The sequence below is a fragment of the Chryseobacterium sp. RR2-3-20 genome (assembly GCF_017808115.1).
In the GTDB taxonomy this organism is placed as follows: domain Bacteria; phylum Bacteroidota; class Bacteroidia; order Flavobacteriales; family Weeksellaceae; genus Chryseobacterium; species Chryseobacterium oryzae.
This window is the reverse complement of the sequence record NZ_JADQBD010000068.1, coordinates 1-15,355: the sequence shown is the minus strand read 5'-3', so window position 1 is coordinate 15,355 and position 15,355 is coordinate 1. Positions and strand designations below refer to the sequence as shown.

Annotated in this window: 17 protein-coding genes; 5 read left to right on the top strand and 12 right to left on the bottom strand. The window is 33.4% G+C overall.

What is annotated here, in order from left to right:
• Positions 1–137: 137 nt before the first annotated feature.
• The 5 genes from IV513_RS13000 to porQ all read right to left on the bottom strand — a co-directional run bounded on the left by IV513_RS13000 (position 138) and on the right by porQ (position 3,190).
• On the bottom strand, positions 138–635 hold the full coding sequence (locus tag IV513_RS13000) for a phosphoribosyl-ATP pyrophosphatase (protein WP_209390999.1): 498 nt from the start codon (positions 633–635) through the stop codon (positions 138–140).
• 3 nt (positions 636–638) lie between these two features.
• Positions 639–947, bottom strand: coding sequence for a phage holin family protein (locus IV513_RS12995; protein ID WP_209390998.1), 309 nt, complete (start codon positions 945–947; stop codon positions 639–641).
• A 79-nt stretch (positions 948–1,026) separates the two neighbouring features.
• Positions 1,027–1,374, bottom strand: coding sequence for a YtxH domain-containing protein (locus tag IV513_RS12990; protein WP_209390997.1), 348 nt, complete (start codon positions 1,372–1,374; stop codon positions 1,027–1,029).
• Between the two features lie 77 nt (positions 1,375–1,451).
• The gene (gene cmk / locus IV513_RS12985; RefSeq protein WP_209390996.1) at positions 1,452–2,138 is read right to left on the bottom strand and encodes a (d)CMP kinase; all 687 of its coding nucleotides are present in this window, start codon (positions 2,136–2,138) and stop codon (positions 1,452–1,454) included.
• A gap of 59 nt (positions 2,139–2,197) precedes the next feature.
• On the bottom strand, positions 2,198–3,190 hold the full coding sequence (gene porQ, locus IV513_RS12980; protein ID WP_209390995.1) for a type IX secretion system protein PorQ: 993 nt from the start codon (positions 3,188–3,190) through the stop codon (positions 2,198–2,200).
• 165 nt (positions 3,191–3,355) lie between these two features.
• On the opposite strand from porQ, the gene pyrH reads away from it, so the two are divergent.
• Positions 3,356–4,063, top strand: a complete 708-nt coding sequence (gene pyrH, locus IV513_RS12975; protein WP_209390994.1) for a UMP kinase — start codon at positions 3,356–3,358, stop codon at positions 4,061–4,063.
• A 117-nt stretch (positions 4,064–4,180) separates the two neighbouring features.
• A complete protein-coding gene (gene frr, locus IV513_RS12970; RefSeq protein WP_209390993.1) occupies positions 4,181–4,735 on the top strand; it encodes a ribosome recycling factor in 555 nt (184 codons plus the stop codon).
• Positions 4,736–4,794: 59 nt separating this feature from the next.
• Here the strand turns inward: frr and IV513_RS12965 are convergent, their stop codons facing one another.
• From IV513_RS12965 to IV513_RS12945, 5 genes are all read right to left on the bottom strand, one after another.
• Positions 4,795–5,544, bottom strand: coding sequence for an NUDIX domain-containing protein (locus IV513_RS12965; RefSeq protein WP_209390992.1), 750 nt, complete (start codon positions 5,542–5,544; stop codon positions 4,795–4,797).
• Between the two features lie 217 nt (positions 5,545–5,761).
• Positions 5,762–6,016, bottom strand: a complete 255-nt coding sequence (locus tag IV513_RS12960; RefSeq protein ID WP_209390991.1) for a hypothetical protein — start codon at positions 6,014–6,016, stop codon at positions 5,762–5,764.
• A gap of 283 nt (positions 6,017–6,299) precedes the next feature.
• Positions 6,300–6,695 (bottom strand): hypothetical protein, encoded by a 396-nt coding sequence (locus IV513_RS12955; RefSeq protein WP_209390990.1) that lies wholly within the window; start codon positions 6,693–6,695, stop codon positions 6,300–6,302.
• Positions 6,696–7,279: 584 nt separating this feature from the next.
• Positions 7,280–7,930: a ribulose-phosphate 3-epimerase gene (gene rpe, locus IV513_RS12950; RefSeq protein ID WP_209390989.1), complete on the bottom strand. Its 651-nt coding sequence runs from the start codon at positions 7,928–7,930 to the stop codon at positions 7,280–7,282.
• A gap of 30 nt (positions 7,931–7,960) precedes the next feature.
• Positions 7,961–9,037, bottom strand: coding sequence for a M42 family metallopeptidase (locus IV513_RS12945; RefSeq protein ID WP_209390988.1), 1,077 nt, complete (start codon positions 9,035–9,037; stop codon positions 7,961–7,963).
• Positions 9,038–9,090: 53 nt separating this feature from the next.
• On the opposite strand from IV513_RS12945, the gene IV513_RS12940 reads away from it, so the two are divergent.
• Positions 9,091–9,795: a DUF4294 domain-containing protein gene (locus IV513_RS12940; RefSeq protein WP_209390987.1), complete on the top strand. Its 705-nt coding sequence runs from the start codon at positions 9,091–9,093 to the stop codon at positions 9,793–9,795.
• Between the two features lie 19 nt (positions 9,796–9,814).
• On the opposite strand, the gene IV513_RS12935 is transcribed toward IV513_RS12940, so the two are convergent.
• Both IV513_RS12935 and mnmD read right to left on the bottom strand, forming a co-directional pair.
• Positions 9,815–10,231, bottom strand: a complete 417-nt coding sequence (locus IV513_RS12935) for an NUDIX domain-containing protein (protein ID WP_209390986.1) — start codon at positions 10,229–10,231, stop codon at positions 9,815–9,817.
• Between the two features lie 67 nt (positions 10,232–10,298).
• Positions 10,299–10,973 (bottom strand): tRNA (5-methylaminomethyl-2-thiouridine)(34)-methyltransferase MnmD, encoded by a 675-nt coding sequence (gene mnmD, locus IV513_RS12930; protein ID WP_209390985.1) that lies wholly within the window; start codon positions 10,971–10,973, stop codon positions 10,299–10,301.
• Positions 10,974–11,058: 85 nt separating this feature from the next.
• On the opposite strand from mnmD, the gene IV513_RS12925 reads away from it, so the two are divergent.
• Together IV513_RS12925 and uvrA are read left to right on the top strand one after the other, a co-directional pair.
• Entirely contained in the window at positions 11,059–12,129 is a 1,071-nt protein-coding gene (locus IV513_RS12925; RefSeq protein WP_209390984.1) for a branched-chain amino acid aminotransferase, read from the top strand.
• A gap of 191 nt (positions 12,130–12,320) precedes the next feature.
• Complete coding sequence (uvrA, locus tag IV513_RS12920; RefSeq protein WP_209390983.1) at positions 12,321–15,149, top strand: excinuclease ABC subunit UvrA; 2,829 nt, start codon at positions 12,321–12,323, stop codon at positions 15,147–15,149.
• Positions 15,150–15,355 lie beyond the last annotated feature (206 nt).

Below are 15,355 nucleotides of genomic sequence, written 5' to 3'. Positions count from 1 at the left end.
TTTATTGAAACAAAGTTCAATAAACTTTCTATATCATCAGTAACAATCAGTAGTACAAAGAATTTTACCAACTATTTTTGACTAATAAACCTTATTTAAACTACAAAAATTAACAACTCTAAAACACCCAAAAAGAATTATATAAGCTGTTCCATGCTGGAAACACTTTTAGATTTTTGATAAGCTTCCAATTTTTTACGGACAAATTTTAGTGCCATTGGTGCAACATAGATGAGTGCAGCACCCAACATTTTCTTTTTCCAGTTAGAACTTCGGAAATTTTTCTTTGCATAATTGGCAACAAAAGCCGTTACAGCAAGTTTTACAACTGCATCTATTGCGTCACCTTTCATTGCACTTCCTGCAATTCCCATGGCGGTATTTTTACTTAGAAAAAGATCTTTTACTTCAGACGTAATTTGTTTGGCAATAACGTCTTTTCTCAATACTGTTTTTTCTTCTCCATCGTCATCTACTTTTTCCTGCAAATACTGATCTGTAAGACCATTGGTAAAAGCACTCAAACTTTCTTTGGTATTTTTAAAGGTAAGAAGAGCCTCCAAATCATTAATTTCTTCTTTCAGGAGTTTCTTTTTTCTTTTGAGTTCCTCCAGACTTTCGTAGTTTCTCCCCATAGTTTACTGATTTAAAAATTCAATTACTTTATTCGCTACCATCTTAACAATTTTTTTCTTGAAAACCACAACAATAATCATGATAAGCATATAAAATCCTGCAATGATAAGAAATCCCAGCGAATTATCATTAAGAGCTTTTCCTACAAGAAAGGCTAAGCCAAAATTAAAAAGAATGATAAAAAAGCCAAAAGCTACCAGCAAAATAACGAGATAGGCAATAACTCCTGCAGAAATAGAAGATTTTTCTGTTGCTTCAATTTTCAGCAGATCTATTCTTTTAGATGCATATTCTTTTATAGTTTCAATCATCCTTTTATTTTTTTAAAGTTATAAAAAAAGGAACTCATTTACAAAAGTTCCTTTTTATTATTTAATTTAAAATTAAATATTAATTTTTTAGATCATTCAAACCAGACTCTACATCTTTTACCATATCTGTAGTTTTAGATACAATTTGGTCTTTGTATTTATCGTAACCATCTTTTACTGTATGGGCTACATTGTTTGCTGTTTCTTTAAAAGTTGAAGAAATATTCTGGTATTGATCCTTTACTTTTTCAGAAACTTCTCCGTATTTATTTTTAGCCTGATCTTTAAGATCATCCGCCTTATTCTTAATTTTTTTTCTTGTTTCTTTACCCTCTTCAGGAGCATAAAGCATTCCTAAAACGACACCTGCCGCAGCACCTGCTAAAAGCCCTGCTAAAATACCTGCTGTATTATTTTTTTTAGACATTTTTTGTTTTTTAATTGTTAGTATAATAGTTATCTGTTAAGTAAAATTGCAATTAACATACCAATTAGTTTTAATAATTAATAAAAATCGTTAATTTTTTTCAAATGATACAAAATTGCTTCAATGGTTTGAGATTTTGTTAGGTTGGAGTTGTCTATCTCAATTGCATCGTCTGCTTTTTTTAGCGGTGAAATTTCTCTTTCACTATCGATGCGGTCTCTTTCGATTAAATTTTCTTTCACCTGATTTCTATCTGCCGGCAAACCTAATGAAAGAAGTTCTTCATATCTTCTTTTGGTACGTTCTTCAATACTTGCAGTAAGAAAAAACTTAAAATCTGCTGTGGGAAGCACTACCGTTCCGATATCTCTTCCATCCATAATAACTCCTTCGTTTCTGGCAATCGACCTTTGTGTTTCCAGTAAAAAATCTCTTACTTCTTTCTGTTTAGCAATTAAACTTACATGGTCTGAAACTTCAGCCGTTCTTATTTCTTTTGAAACATTAATTTCATTTACATATAAAACCAGCTCATCATCTTCTCTTTTAAATTCGAGCTTAATGGACTGCAAAGAATTGAAAAGTTTATTTAAATCTATCTCGCCTTCCTTATCAAGGCAATTCTGCAAAGCAAACCAAGTGATCCCACGATATAAAGCACCCGTATCCAGATGAACAATCCCAAGTTTTTCTGCAATAATCTTAGATATAGAACTTTTTCCTGTAGAAGAGTAGCCGTCTATGGCAATTACCGGTTTTTTCATAATACAAATTTCAAGAATTTTTATGAAAAAATCAAGTATTGTTTATGTTTATAATGATGTTAATCTGCGTGGCGTGGGTTAAGATCTATAGAAATCCCAATCTGATTTACGTTAGAAGCATTATGATAACGAACATGTGCATAATCTACTCTAAATCTGGAAACCTTAATACCAAAACCTCCTGAAATTCCGGAAAAATTTCTTTGATCCAAAACAGCAAGTTCACTTCCTCGTCTAACGTTATATCCCAATCTGATATTGAAGTTTCTTTCCGGGAAAAGTTCTGCTCCTAGAGAAAAGTGGTCGGCAATTTTTCTTCCGAATCCAATTTTCTGATCGTTGATATTATAATCTGAAGAAATATCAAATTTCTGCAAATCGTGAGCAGTTAAAGTTACGGCAAGAGGAAAATTCTTTAAAATTTTTGTGTAACCCAAATCTATTCTGAAGGGAAGGTTTTCTCTTTCTCCATTAAAAGATTTCAATTGATAGCCAAAGTTACGGAGAACAACAGAAGCGACTTCTTTATTTATTTTACTATGATAGGTAATCCCCGCAGTTCCTGAGATTGCAGAAGAAGTATAAGTATCTATTTTTGAAGTAATAAAATTCAATCCTCCACCAATTGTCCAGTCTTCTTCAAACTGAAAAGCATAAGCTGCACCCACAGCAACATCTGAAGCCGAAAATTCGCCCATTTCGAAACCACTTTCGTCAGTTCTGGGGATATTTCCGTAATTCATATATCTAGCATTAAGGGTTACCATGTGTCCGTTATCAAGATCTCTGGCGTATGCAATTGACCCGTATTTAGAATCTGCAAGATAAGCTGTTGCATTTACAGAAAGCTGGTTATGAGAATCCTTATTCAATAATGCGGGGTTTGCAATGGCAAAAGAAACATCCTGATCTCTAATGCTGATAACATCTCCGCCTAAAGCTGCCTGTCTTGCTGAAACAGGGATATTTAGAAAAGGATAAACATTTGTTCCGTTCTGTGCAAACGAAACAATTCCTGAAAGAAATAGTGGAAATAGTAATAATTTCTTCAAATCAGTATATAATTAATGCAAAAATAATTCTTTTTGCTAGGTATCAAAATATTTATATCAATATTTATCTACAAATATTTTTCTTTTTTCAATATTTATAATGATTATATTTGCAGAGTTAATTTTTCAGACGAATTTATCTGAAATAAATTTTTAGAATTTAAAATGAAATATAAAAGAATCCTTCTTAAACTGAGCGGTGAAGCATTAATGGGAAACAGACAATACGGTATAGATAATGATCGTCTTACCGAGTATGCCCACGAAATTAAAAAAGTAGTAGACTCAGGTTGTGAAGTTGCCATTGTTATTGGAGGCGGAAACATTTTCCGTGGTGTTGCAGGAGCAGCTAAGGGAATGGATAGGGTTCAGGGAGATTATATGGGTATGCTTGCCACAGTTATCAACGGTATGGCATTGCAGGGAGCTTTGGAAGATGCAGGAATTAAAACAAGACTACAGTCTGCCATTGAAATGGATAAAGTGGCGGAACCATTTATTAAAAGAAAAGCAGTAAGACATTTAGAAAAAGGTAGGGTAGTTATCTTCGGGGCAGGAACCGGAAATCCTTATTTTACAACCGATACCGCTGCAACATTAAGGGCTATTGAAATTGATGCGGATGTTATTCTGAAAGGAACAAGAGTTGACGGAATTTACGACAGCGATCCTGAAAAGAATGAAAATGCAGTAAAATATAACTCACTTACTTTTGATCAGGTTTATGAAAAAAATCTTAAAGTAATGGATATGACTGCCTTTACTTTGAGCCACGAAAATAAACTTCCCATCATTGTATTCGATATGAATAAAGATGGAAACCTTCTTAAAATTGTGGAAGGAGAAAATATTGGAACATTAGTTGATTTGTAATTAGTCTTTGTACCGATACTGAAAAACTTAAATATAACAATTTAGGTATTTTATATTAAGTTTTAGACATTACTTATCAAAAATCAGATGTGTAATTTATCAAATTTTATTATCATAATGGAAGAATTAGATCTTATCGTAGAATCTGTAAAGCATGATATGGAAGCTGCTCTTAAGCATTTGGATCATGCATTTCAAAAAATCAGAGCTGGTAGAGCTTCTACAACAATGGTTCAGGATGTAATGGTAGAATATTACGGAGCTCCTACACCAATTAATCAGGTTGCCAATATATCTGTTCCGGATGCCATGACAATTTCTATTCAGCCTTGGGACAGAACAGCGATTGGAGCAATAGAAAAAGCAATTATCAATTCAAACTTAGGATTTGCACCTTCAAATAATGGTGAAAATATTATTCTGAATGTTCCGCCTTTAACCGAAGAAAGAAGAAGAGATCTTGCAAAACAAGCAAAAGTAGAAGCAGATGATACAAAAGTTGTTGTAAGAAACGCTAGACAAAACGGATTGAAAGATCTTAAAAAACTTGAAGGAGTTTCTGAAGATCTTATTAAAAATATTGAAGCAGATATCCAAGTACTTACCGATAAATACGTAAAACTTTGCGACGATCATCTTAAAGTGAAAGAAGCTGAGATTATGAAAGTATAATTATTCGAATATCTTACTAAAAAAACTTCTTTTTGAAAATTTTCAAAAAGAAGTTTTTTTTACCAGCTGTTAAGTCCGTTTTTAAGTGCTTCGGTATATTTTTCTTCATCGAAAGAGTAGAGGTCCGGAGCTTTATGTGCACCGCCTCTTCTTTGTTCATCCAGTTTATTGAGGATTCCCAGATTTTTTATTTTCCTGTAAAAATTCCCTCTATTAAGCTCTTTTCCTAAAATAGCTTCATAAAGTTTCTGCAATTCTGTAAGTGTAAATTTTTCCGGCAAAAGATTGTACCCGATTGGTTTTATAGAAATTTTTTCTCTTAAAGTTAATAATGCTTTTTCAATAATTTCACGGTGATCCATTCCTAAATCTACCTCGTTGAGCTGACTGAGATAAAACCATTCGCAGGCTTCCGTAAGTTCATCAGGAATTGGATGGATTTTTTCTGGATTATAGAGTGCATAATAGCCAATTGTTATAAATCTCTGTTTTTGAAAGAGAGATTCATCAAAATCTTCAAAATAAGATTCACTTCTATTTATTTTACCAAAAACGCCGAATTCTTCAACAAAAATATTGGTAAGACCCGCTCTTTTTGCGAGTATTTTTTTAATGGCTTCATCAAGGTCTAGATTTTTATCAATAAAACCACCGGGAAGAAACCATTTTTTTCGGTAATTCATTTTGATAAGAAGAACTTTTAATTCATTTTTATCAAAACCAAAAATAACAGGATCCGCAGAAAGATGAGGAAGGTAAACTTCTTTTGCTTCTATTGATTCACTTATAAATTGCTGTTTTGAATTCATTGTCTGATAAACCTAAGTCACAAATTTAAGATTTAAATTGAAAAGCAAAAAAAAAGTGTTTAAATAACGGATAAATGGGGTGAAATTTTATATTCGTAACATACCTAAAAGAATTTTAAGTGAATTTATTTTAAATTGAAATCAAAAGAAGCCGTCTCCATTTTCTGTGAGGCGGTTTTTTTATTGAACTTTTGGATTGATTTTTTTTGATTCATTTTTAAAATGATTGTTTCTGTATAAAACCATTTTTCGTTTTGGTGGTAATTTCATACTTTTTTTCAATTCTTTGCCCCATCTGACAAACATAAAAATCTTGCTCCCGATTGTAATACAAATGCTCTTTGCTAAAGGTTTTGTGTTTGTTATGATAAGACCGGTACTGTTCTTTATCAAAGGTGTTATACTTTACAAAGCCTTCAATATTATTTTGCTTCAAAAGTTCGTAGTTTTCTTTCACTTCCGTAGCCTGCATCAGCAGTCAAAGACTCTATTTCCGAGAATTTTTCTTCACCAATATTTTCCCAAATGCGAAGCTAAAGTCGTAGTATCGTTGGTGGTTTGATGAAGCGTGAATTGTGAATAAATTGATTCTCTGTAGAGATCTGCACATTGTAAGCGCGCTTGAGCTGTCCGCTTTTCATGTGATCCTCATTGCTCATTATTTTTTTTTATTTTTTAATAGAATTCGCGAGCCTTCGGTTTCATTCTCATAAAGGTTACATCCGTATCGGTCTTGCTGTAAGAGCCTCTTTCTTTCAAAATTTCCTCCTGCAGATCATACTTTTCAAAATTTTTCTCAAAGTTTTTTTGATATAATTCAGCTTCGCTTTTGCTTTGGTTTTTCCTTGATCACAAGTGGTTATTCCAGATAGTTTTTGGTTGATGCTCTCTACCGTTTTTTGAATTTTTTCTTTACTGATTTCTTTAAATTCCGGCGGTTTCGGGTCTTTATCTTCATCCGAAGCGATGCTTTGGGCATAAGTCCAAAGTTCTTCGAGCTGTTTCAGAATTTTTTCTTTATTGGTTTTGATGGATTTTCCCCAAACAAAAGTATCACGGTTGGCTTGTGCTTCTATCTTTGTACCATCTGTGTATACCTGCTTTAAAGTAATCAGGCCTTCTTCTGCCAAAAGCAAAATCACTTCTGTCAAAATATCCTTGAAAGCGATCTACAATTTTTGACTTCTGAATCGTGCTATAGTATTATGATCGACAATATTCATATTGGAAAGCCACATAAAAAGCACATTTTAACGCATTGCATTTTCTATTTTTCATGTTTTCCATATACGCAAAAACCATTACTTTGAGCATCATTACCGGATGGTAACTCTGATTACCTTCTCTGCGGTAGGCGGTTAATAATTGGAAAATATTGACCTTTTCTAAAACATCATTTACAATGCGGACAGGGTGTTCCCGGAAAATTAAATCCTCAAAAGTATGAGGAAACAAAACCAACTGATTTTGATTATAATGTCTTAACCTAATATATAATTGATTGTCAAATAAATACGTAAAACACATATCAATCTCACAAATGCTTTTAAATAAAAAAAATCGCCTCGCTTGTGAGACGGCTTCTTTTTGTCTAGCCGAATTTCAAAATAGTTTTGAATTATTTTTAAATTTTAGCAAATAATTTAAAAACAGATTAATTGAATTCTAAACGTTATTTAGTTAATAAAAGTCCGCTTTACAAAATGCAAAGCGGACTTTTTATGAGTTTTATTTCTTAAACCTTCATAAGTTCGATGGTACGTTCAGGAGACTCTGCGGAGAAGACCGCATTTCCTGCAACAAGAACATCTGCACCGGCTTCGAAAAGTTTTGCTGCATTTTCCAAATTAACACCTCCGTCAACTTCAATAAGTGCTGTAGAGTTATTGCTTAAAATAAGATCTTTGGTTTCTGCAATTTTTTTGTAGGTATTTTCTATGAATTTTTGTCCACCAAACCCGGGGTTTACGCTCATTAAGAGAACCAAATCAACATCAGCAATAATATCTTCTAACATTAAGACAGGAGTAGAAGGGTTAAGAACTACGCCCGCTTTTATACCTCTACTTTGGATATGATGAATAGTTCTGTGTAGATGAGTGCAAGCTTCATAATGTACAGAAATAAGGTCGGCTCCATGATCTATGAATTCATCTACGTATTTATCGGGCTCTACAATCATGAGATGTACATCTACAAATTTCTTGCTGTGTTGCTGTACAGTTTTCATTACGGGGAAACCATAAGAAATATTAGGGACGAATCTTCCATCCATTATATCGATATGCAACCAATCTGCCTGAGAGTTGTTAACCATTTCAATATCTCTTTGCAGATTCCCAAAATCTGCAGCCAAAAGGGAAGGAGCAATTAGCTTTGTTTTCATTTTACTTTTGCTTAAATGTTTTTAGCTTATTTAATGATACTTTAATTTCATTTCCGGAGTAATTTTCAGAAGTGTTTCATAGATAAGTTTTATAACATTAGAAACATCTTCTTTAGAAACCATCTCTACCGTTGTATGCATATATCGCAAAGGTAAGGAAATCAAAGCACTTGGAACGCCACCGTTAGAATGAGCAAAAGCATCGGTATCTGTTCCGGTTGCTCTGCTCGCTGCAGCACGTTGATAAGGTATTTTTTTGTTTTTTGCAGTTTCTATAATAAGTTCCCGAACTTTATGATGTACACTTGGGGCAAAGAAAACTACCGGTCCGTTGCCACATTTTTGGTCTCCTTCTTTCTTTTTCTCAATCATTGGAGTTGTGGTATCGTGGGTAACGTCTGTAACAATAGCAATATTGGGTTTAATGGTATCGGCAATCATATCTGCTCCGTATAAGCCCACTTCTTCCTGTACAGAATTGGTTATGTAAAGACCAAAAGGAATAGATTTTTTGTTTTCTTTTAAAAGTCTTGCAACTTCGGCAATCATAAATCCTCCGATTCTGTTATCTAAAGCTCTGCACACAAAATATCGGTCATTCATTTCAAAAAATTCGTCCGGATAGGTAATCATACATCCTACGAAAATTCCAAGCTCTTCAACTTCTTCTTTAGAGGTAGCGCCGCAATCTATAAATATGTTTTCGATTTTTGGAGTAGGTTCATTCTGATTATTGCTTCTTGTATGAATCGCAGGCCATCCGAAAACACCTTTTACAATGCCTTTTTCACCATGAATACTTACTGTTTTTGAAGGTGCAATCGTTTGATCTGATCCACCGTTTCTAATGACGTAAATTAAACCATCATCGGTAATATAATTTACATACCAAGAAATTTCATCAGCATGGGCTTCTATAACTACTTTAAACTCAGCTTCGGGATTGATGATGCCGTAGCAGGTTCCGTAATGATCTACTTCTACTTTGTCTACGTATGGAGTGATGTAATCCATCCAGATTTTTTGCCCTTCGTGTTCATAACCTGTTGGAGATGATGTATTAAGGTATTTTTCCAGGAATTTCATCGATTTCTTTTCAAATTTCATAAGAAAGGAATGATTTTTGTTAATGAATTTTGTTATTAATACCTGTAAAAATAATGAAATTTCATAAAATTATCTGCCTTTTTCTCATGTTTTTAGGTGCACACTTCTTCGGGCAGAAAGATTCTGTGATTACTAAGTCTTTAGATCAGTATCCTCAAGATCAGCTTCAGAAAGACGAATTTGGAAACAAATATTATTATGATGAAAGACAAAAAGCAAAAATTTACGAAATAAATGGGGAAACCGTAGTGGTGATGGATGAGCTTACGTTGCTCAACAAACCGAGATTTAACAATCAGTTGGATAAAAATTACTATTATTTTCTGAATAAAAAATTATATCGTGTATATCCGCTTTTTTTAACAGCTTTACAACAATACAGAGATATTAATATTGAAATGAGCAATATGGATTCTGCGGCAAAACGCAAATACGTAAGAGACCGACAAAATATGCTTGCAGATCAGTACGAAAAACAGTTAAGAGATCTTACTACTACGGAAGGACAGGTTTTCGCAAAATTAATGAATCGTGCTACCGGAAAAAATGTTTTTGAAATTATTAAAGAATTGCGTGGCGGATGGAGTGCTTTCTGGTGGAATTTAAAAGGAAAAATGGCAGATATAGATCTGAAAGACCAATATAATCCACATAAAAACAGAACAGATGAATTTTTAGAGTCTTTACTTCAGTCGAACTGGAATTCTGGTTATTTAGAACCATATCCGGGAGCAAAAGATTTTAAAGTTTCGAGATAACAAAAATTCCTGTAGATTTCTACAGGAATTTTTGTTTCAGCTTATCAAAAACTATTCTATCAATTGGTAATGAAAACGGGTTTTCGGGCTGGTCTATAGATAGCCATTCTGCTTTTTCTATACAAGGATCAAGAATAATGAAATCTTCTTCGTTCACGATATTTACTAAGTAATATATCGTAAGCAACTGCTCATTATCTCTAAATCTTGAGACTAAAAAATCTTCCTGAGTATAAAAGTGTTCTCCTATTTCAACATCTACATTCAGTTCCTCTGCAAATTCTCTTTTAAGGCATTCTTTCAAGCCTTCTCCAAATTCCAAACCGCCACCGGGAAATTTCATTAATGGTTCTCCTGCATACTCTTCAAAAAGCGTAAGAACTTTTTTATCTTTAACTACGCAAGCATACACTCTAATGTTAAAACTGTTAATCATAATAACTATTTTGTTTAGCTAATGTAAGTAAATTTTAGATGAACAGATTATGAGATAAGCAATGTTTTTAAAGCTTAATCGCATTAATCATTTCTCTTTTACCAGGAGGCCCATCTTTTTTCTCAACTTTAAAATTGAGGTCCTGTAAAATTCTTCTCACACTTCCTTTAGATGAATAAGTTGTTAACAGTCCGTTTTGCGTCATTTTATCTGCAACCATTTCGAAAAGAGGTTTTTCCCATAAATCTGGCTGTACTCGAGCTCCGAAACAGTCGAAGTAAACAAGGTTAATTGCGGGTAATTCAATATTTGCAAGATCGAAAAAGTCACAATTAATTTTCTTCAGGTTAAAGCCTTCGGTAATTTCAATATTTTTTTCCCATTCACTATGATGAATTTTCTGATAAATATTCTTTAATTCTGCGTTATCAAATAATTCAAAATATGCCAAATCTTCTATTTCAGATTCATTTATGGGATACTTTTCAAGAGAAAAATAATTTATGATATGATTTTTGTCAGTTTTTAAATATTCATCAATTGTTACTAAAACATTCAAACCTGTTCCAAAACCGAGTTCTAAAATGTTGATTTCGTAATCATAAATCAAATTTAATCCATTTTTAATAAACACATGTTTTGCCTCTTGTAATGCACCGTGATGAGAATGATAGTTTTCATTTAAATCATTTATAAACAGTGTTTTACTGCCATCATTGGTGGTTTTAATCTCTCTTTTCAAGCTATTTTTTTTTCAAATTTAACCTAAAATTTTTATATTTAAAAAATTATATTAAATTTGTAGAACATCATAAAAAATTTTAAAAATGATAATTCAAAAAACTGAAAACTCCAGAATTTCTACTTTCGATCCTAACAACTTTTCTTTTGGAAATACTTTCATCGATCACATGATCATCTGCGAGTATGAAAACGGAAAATGGGGAGAAGTAAAATTGGTTCCTTACGGTCCTCTACCATTTACACCTGCCATGATGGGAGTAAATTACGGACAAGCGTGTTTTGAAGGTATGAAAGCCTACAAAGACAAAGATGGACAGGTTTTCCTTTTCAGACCTGAAAAGAATTTTGAACGTATCAACAAATCTGCTAAGCGTCTTGCAATGCCTGAAGTTACACAAGAAATGTTTATTGAAGGGTTAAAAGCTTTAGTAGATGTAGATAGAGCTTGGATTCCGCAAGGTGAAGGAATGTCTTTATACATAAGACCTTTAATATTCGCAACTGAAGAAGCTTTAAAAGCCAGAGTAGCCAACAAATATATGTTTGCAATTGTTGCAACACCAGCAAAAATGTATTATACAGAACCGGTTTCTGTGAAAATTTCAGATCACTATTCTAGAGCAGCAAACGGTGGAGTAGGATCTGCAAAGGCAGCAGGGAATTATGCGGCATCTTTTTATCCAACACAATTGGCAATAGAAGAAGGTTATGAGCAAATTATCTGGACCGATGATGCTACACACGAATATTTTGAGGAAAGTGGAACTATGAACGTTTTTGTAAGAATTAACGATACGATTTTTACGCCTCCGACTTCTGAGAAAATTCTTGATGGTGTTACAAGAGACAGTTTCATTCAGCTTGCTAAAAAAAGAGGAATAGAAGTGAAAATTGAGCCAGTAAAAGTAAAAGAAGTTATTGAAGCTCAAAAAAATGGAACTCTGAAGGAAGTTTGGGGAGTAGGAACTGCTGTTGTTACAACTGTTTTCCAAGCTTTAGGATACAATGGAGAAAAGTTAGAATTGCCAAGATTGTCCGATGAAGAAAGCTATGCAGTAACACTTAAAAACGATTTGGTGAATTTACAGACCAATCTTTCTGACGATTCTTTTGGATGGAGAGTTCTGGTAAACCATGTTATGGAAACTGTTTAAGAACATCTACAATATATAATTGAAGCCGGATTTTTCCGGCTTTTTTGTTTTTTAAAGGTTTATTTGGATTGAAATTTGTTTTAAAAATGAGCGTTTTATAGACAAATAATTCCCAGAAACTTTGATGCTGAAATTACCATAAATTCCGTAATTTTGCACAGCGTGATTTTCTGGTAAAATCACACCAAATTATGAGTAAATCAACAGAATATATAGAAGTTTACGGTGCCCGTGAACATAATCTTAAAAACATCAATGTAAAAATTCCGAGAAACGAACTGGTAGTAATTACCGGGCTTTCTGGTAGCGGAAAATCTTCACTTGCGTTCGATACTATTTTTGCTGAAGGACAGAGAAGATACATAGAAACTTTTTCTGCCTATGCAAGACAGTTTTTAGGAGGTTTAGAACGTCCGGATGTCGATAAAATTGAAGGATTATCTCCTGTAATTGCTATTGAGCAAAAAACGACGAATAAAAATCCTCGTTCTACAGTAGGAACTGTTACCGAACTGTATGATTTTCTTCGTCTGCTTTTTGCAAGAGTTTCTGACGCCTATTCTCAAACAACCGGAAAAAAACTGGTAAGCTATACCGAAGAACAGATTCTTGAAACCATTAAAGAAAATTATAAAGGTGAAAAAATCATGCTGATGGCACCTGTTGTTCGCTCTAGAAAAGGACATTATCATGAACTTTTCGTACAAATGGCTAAAAAAGGATACGGACAAGCCAGAATTGATGGCGAGTTGCAGGATATTGAATATGATTTAAAGCTAGACCGCTACAAAACTCACGATATCGATATTGTAATCGACCGCTGGATTATTGGAGAAAGTGCTTCCGAAGCAAGAATGGAAAAGTCTTTGCGTACAGCCATGGAAATGGGAGAGGGTTTAATAGGAATTCAGAAATTAGGAAGCAGCGATATCGAATATTTTTCTAAAAATTTAATGGATGCGGAAACAGGTCATTCATTGGCATTACCTGAACCTAATACTTTTTCTTTCAACTCTCCGAAAGGAAGCTGCCCGAATTGTAAAGGTTTAGGAACTATCAAGAAAATAAATTCAGATTATTTTGTTGAAAATGATAAATTATCGATTAACCAAGGTGGTTTATTGCCTCTTGAAGATATAAAATCTAATAAATACATTCTTTCTCAAATTAAAAATATTCTAGAGATTTTTGGTCTAGATTTAACTACGTCTTTCAAAGATATTCCTAAAGAAGCTTTAGATTATATTTACAATGGCTGTCATAAAGAGTTTAATAAAGACTTGAAATATGCCGGAATTACAAAAAAAATAAAAATTAGTTTTGACGGTCTTATTCCATTTATGGAAGAAATGATTGAAGAAAGAGAATCTTACGAAGCTATTTTACTGGAAAGACATTTTACTACCGAAGAAACTTGCCCTGAATGTAAAGGAACACGACTTCAACCTGGAAGTCTAAGTTTTAAAATAGATGGTAAAAACATTGCTGAAATTAATGCATTAAGTTTATCTGATCTAAAAGATTGGTTAGCGGATGTCAAAAATAAGTTTTCAGAAAAAAATGCCATCATCGCTCATGAAATTTTAAAGGAAATTGAAACCAGACTTCAGTTTTTATTAGATGTCGGTTTAGATTATTTAAGTCTAAGCAGAAGCTCTAAAACACTTTCGGGAGGAGAATCTCAGAGAATTCGACTGGCTACTCAGATTGGTTCTCAACTTGTGAATGTTTTGTATATTTTGGATGAACCCAGTATCGGGCTTCATCAAAGAGATAATGAAAGATTGATTAATTCATTAAAAAATCTCCGCGATATTGGAAATTCTGTGTTGGTTGTGGAACATGATAAAGACATGATTTTGGAAGCCGATGAAGTTTTGGATGTAGGTCCAAGAGCCGGAAAATTTGGAGGTGAGATTCTGTGGCAGGGAAAACCGAAAGATTTAGTGAATGCAGATACGATTACTGCCCAATATATCAACGGAAAGAGAAAAATAGAAATTCCTGCTGAAAGACGTAAAGGAAACGGTAAAAATATCGTTCTAAAAGGTGCTACAGGAAATAATCTGAAAAATGTTACTCTCGATATTCCTTTAGGAAAATTGGTTGTAGTATCCGGTATTTCAGGAAGTGGAAAATCTTCATTAATTAATGGTACTTTATATCCTATTCTAAACAAACATTTTTACAGAGCTGTTCAGGAACCTTTGCCATACAAGAAAATTGAAGGTCTTGAAAATATCGATAAAATTGTAGATGTAGACCAAACTCCTATCGGAAGAACTCCAAGATCTAACCCTGCAACTTATACAGGAATGTTTACAGACATAAGAAATCTCTTTGCTGAATTACCAGAATCTAAAATTCGAGGATATAAGCCGGGAAGGTTTTCTTTTAACGTAAAAGGTGGAAGATGCGAAACTTGTCAGGGTGGAGGTCTAAAAGTCATTGAAATGAATTTTTTACCAGATGTTTATGTTCATTGTGAAACCTGTAATGGAAAACGTTTTAACAGAGAAACACTGGAGGTAAGATATAAAGGAAAATCTATTTCGGATGTTTTGGAAATGACAATAGATGAAGCAGTTGATTTCTTTCAGCCCATTCCGAAAATTTTTGCAAAGGTTAAAACTTTAAACGATGTTGGTTTAGGATATATAACTTTAGGTCAGCAATCTACAACGCTTTCTGGAGGAGAAGCCCAACGCATAAAACTGGCAACTGAACTTTCTAAAAGACAGACCGGAAATACGCTTTATATTTTAGATGAACCCACAACTGGACTTCATTTTGAAGATGTAAAAATACTTATGGATGCCATTAATCAGTTGGTAGATTTAGGGAATTCATTTATTATTATTGAACACAATATGGACGTAATAAAAATGGCAGATTATATTATAGATGTAGGACCTGAAGGCGGTAAACATGGTGGACAAATCGTCGCACAAGGAACTCCCGAAGAAATAATAAAGTCTAAAAAAAGCCTTACCGGAAAATTCCTGAAAAAAGAATTTTAGATAAAATGCAAAAATACAATAAAATGCCTCTAAAAAGTGTTTAGCTTTTTAGAGGCATTTGTTTGGAAAATAAAGCAAAATTTACATTACTTTCCTTTGGTGATTTATTTTAAACCCAAATCACGCAGTTGAAATTTTTTGAGATAAGTCTATGGGGTAATCCCAAATTCCGACGAACCATTTTCTGCGTTTTTTGGTGAGTGCAA

Coding starts and splice junctions, on each gene's coding strand:
- IV513_RS13000 (WP_209390999.1), bottom strand. CDS start 635: ATGGGGAGAAACTACGAAAGTCTGGAGGAACTCAAAAGAAAAAAGAAA.
- IV513_RS12995 (WP_209390998.1), bottom strand. CDS start 947: ATGATTGAAACTATAAAAGAATATGCATCTAAAAGAATAGATCTGCTG.
- IV513_RS12990 (WP_209390997.1), bottom strand. CDS start 1,374: ATGTCTAAAAAAAATAATACAGCAGGTATTTTAGCAGGGCTTTTAGCA.
- cmk (WP_209390996.1), bottom strand. CDS start 2,138: ATGAAAAAACCGGTAATTGCCATAGACGGCTACTCTTCTACAGGAAAA.
- pyrH (WP_209390994.1), top strand. CDS start 3,356: ATGAAATATAAAAGAATCCTTCTTAAACTGAGCGGTGAAGCATTAATG.
- frr (WP_209390993.1), top strand. CDS start 4,181: ATGGAAGAATTAGATCTTATCGTAGAATCTGTAAAGCATGATATGGAA.
- IV513_RS12965 (WP_209390992.1), bottom strand. CDS start 5,544: ATGAATTCAAAACAGCAATTTATAAGTGAATCAATAGAAGCAAAAGAA.
- IV513_RS12960 (WP_209390991.1), bottom strand. CDS start 6,016: ATGCAGGCTACGGAAGTGAAAGAAAACTACGAACTTTTGAAGCAAAAT.
- rpe (WP_209390989.1), bottom strand. CDS start 7,930: ATGAAAACAAAGCTAATTGCTCCTTCCCTTTTGGCTGCAGATTTTGGG.
- IV513_RS12945 (WP_209390988.1), bottom strand. CDS start 9,037: ATGAAATTTGAAAAGAAATCGATGAAATTCCTGGAAAAATACCTTAAT.
- IV513_RS12940 (WP_209390987.1), top strand. CDS start 9,091: ATGAAATTTCATAAAATTATCTGCCTTTTTCTCATGTTTTTAGGTGCA.
- IV513_RS12935 (WP_209390986.1), bottom strand. CDS start 10,231: ATGATTAACAGTTTTAACATTAGAGTGTATGCTTGCGTAGTTAAAGAT.
- IV513_RS12925 (WP_209390984.1), top strand. CDS start 11,059: ATGATAATTCAAAAAACTGAAAACTCCAGAATTTCTACTTTCGATCCT.
- uvrA (WP_209390983.1), top strand. CDS start 12,321: ATGAGTAAATCAACAGAATATATAGAAGTTTACGGTGCCCGTGAACAT.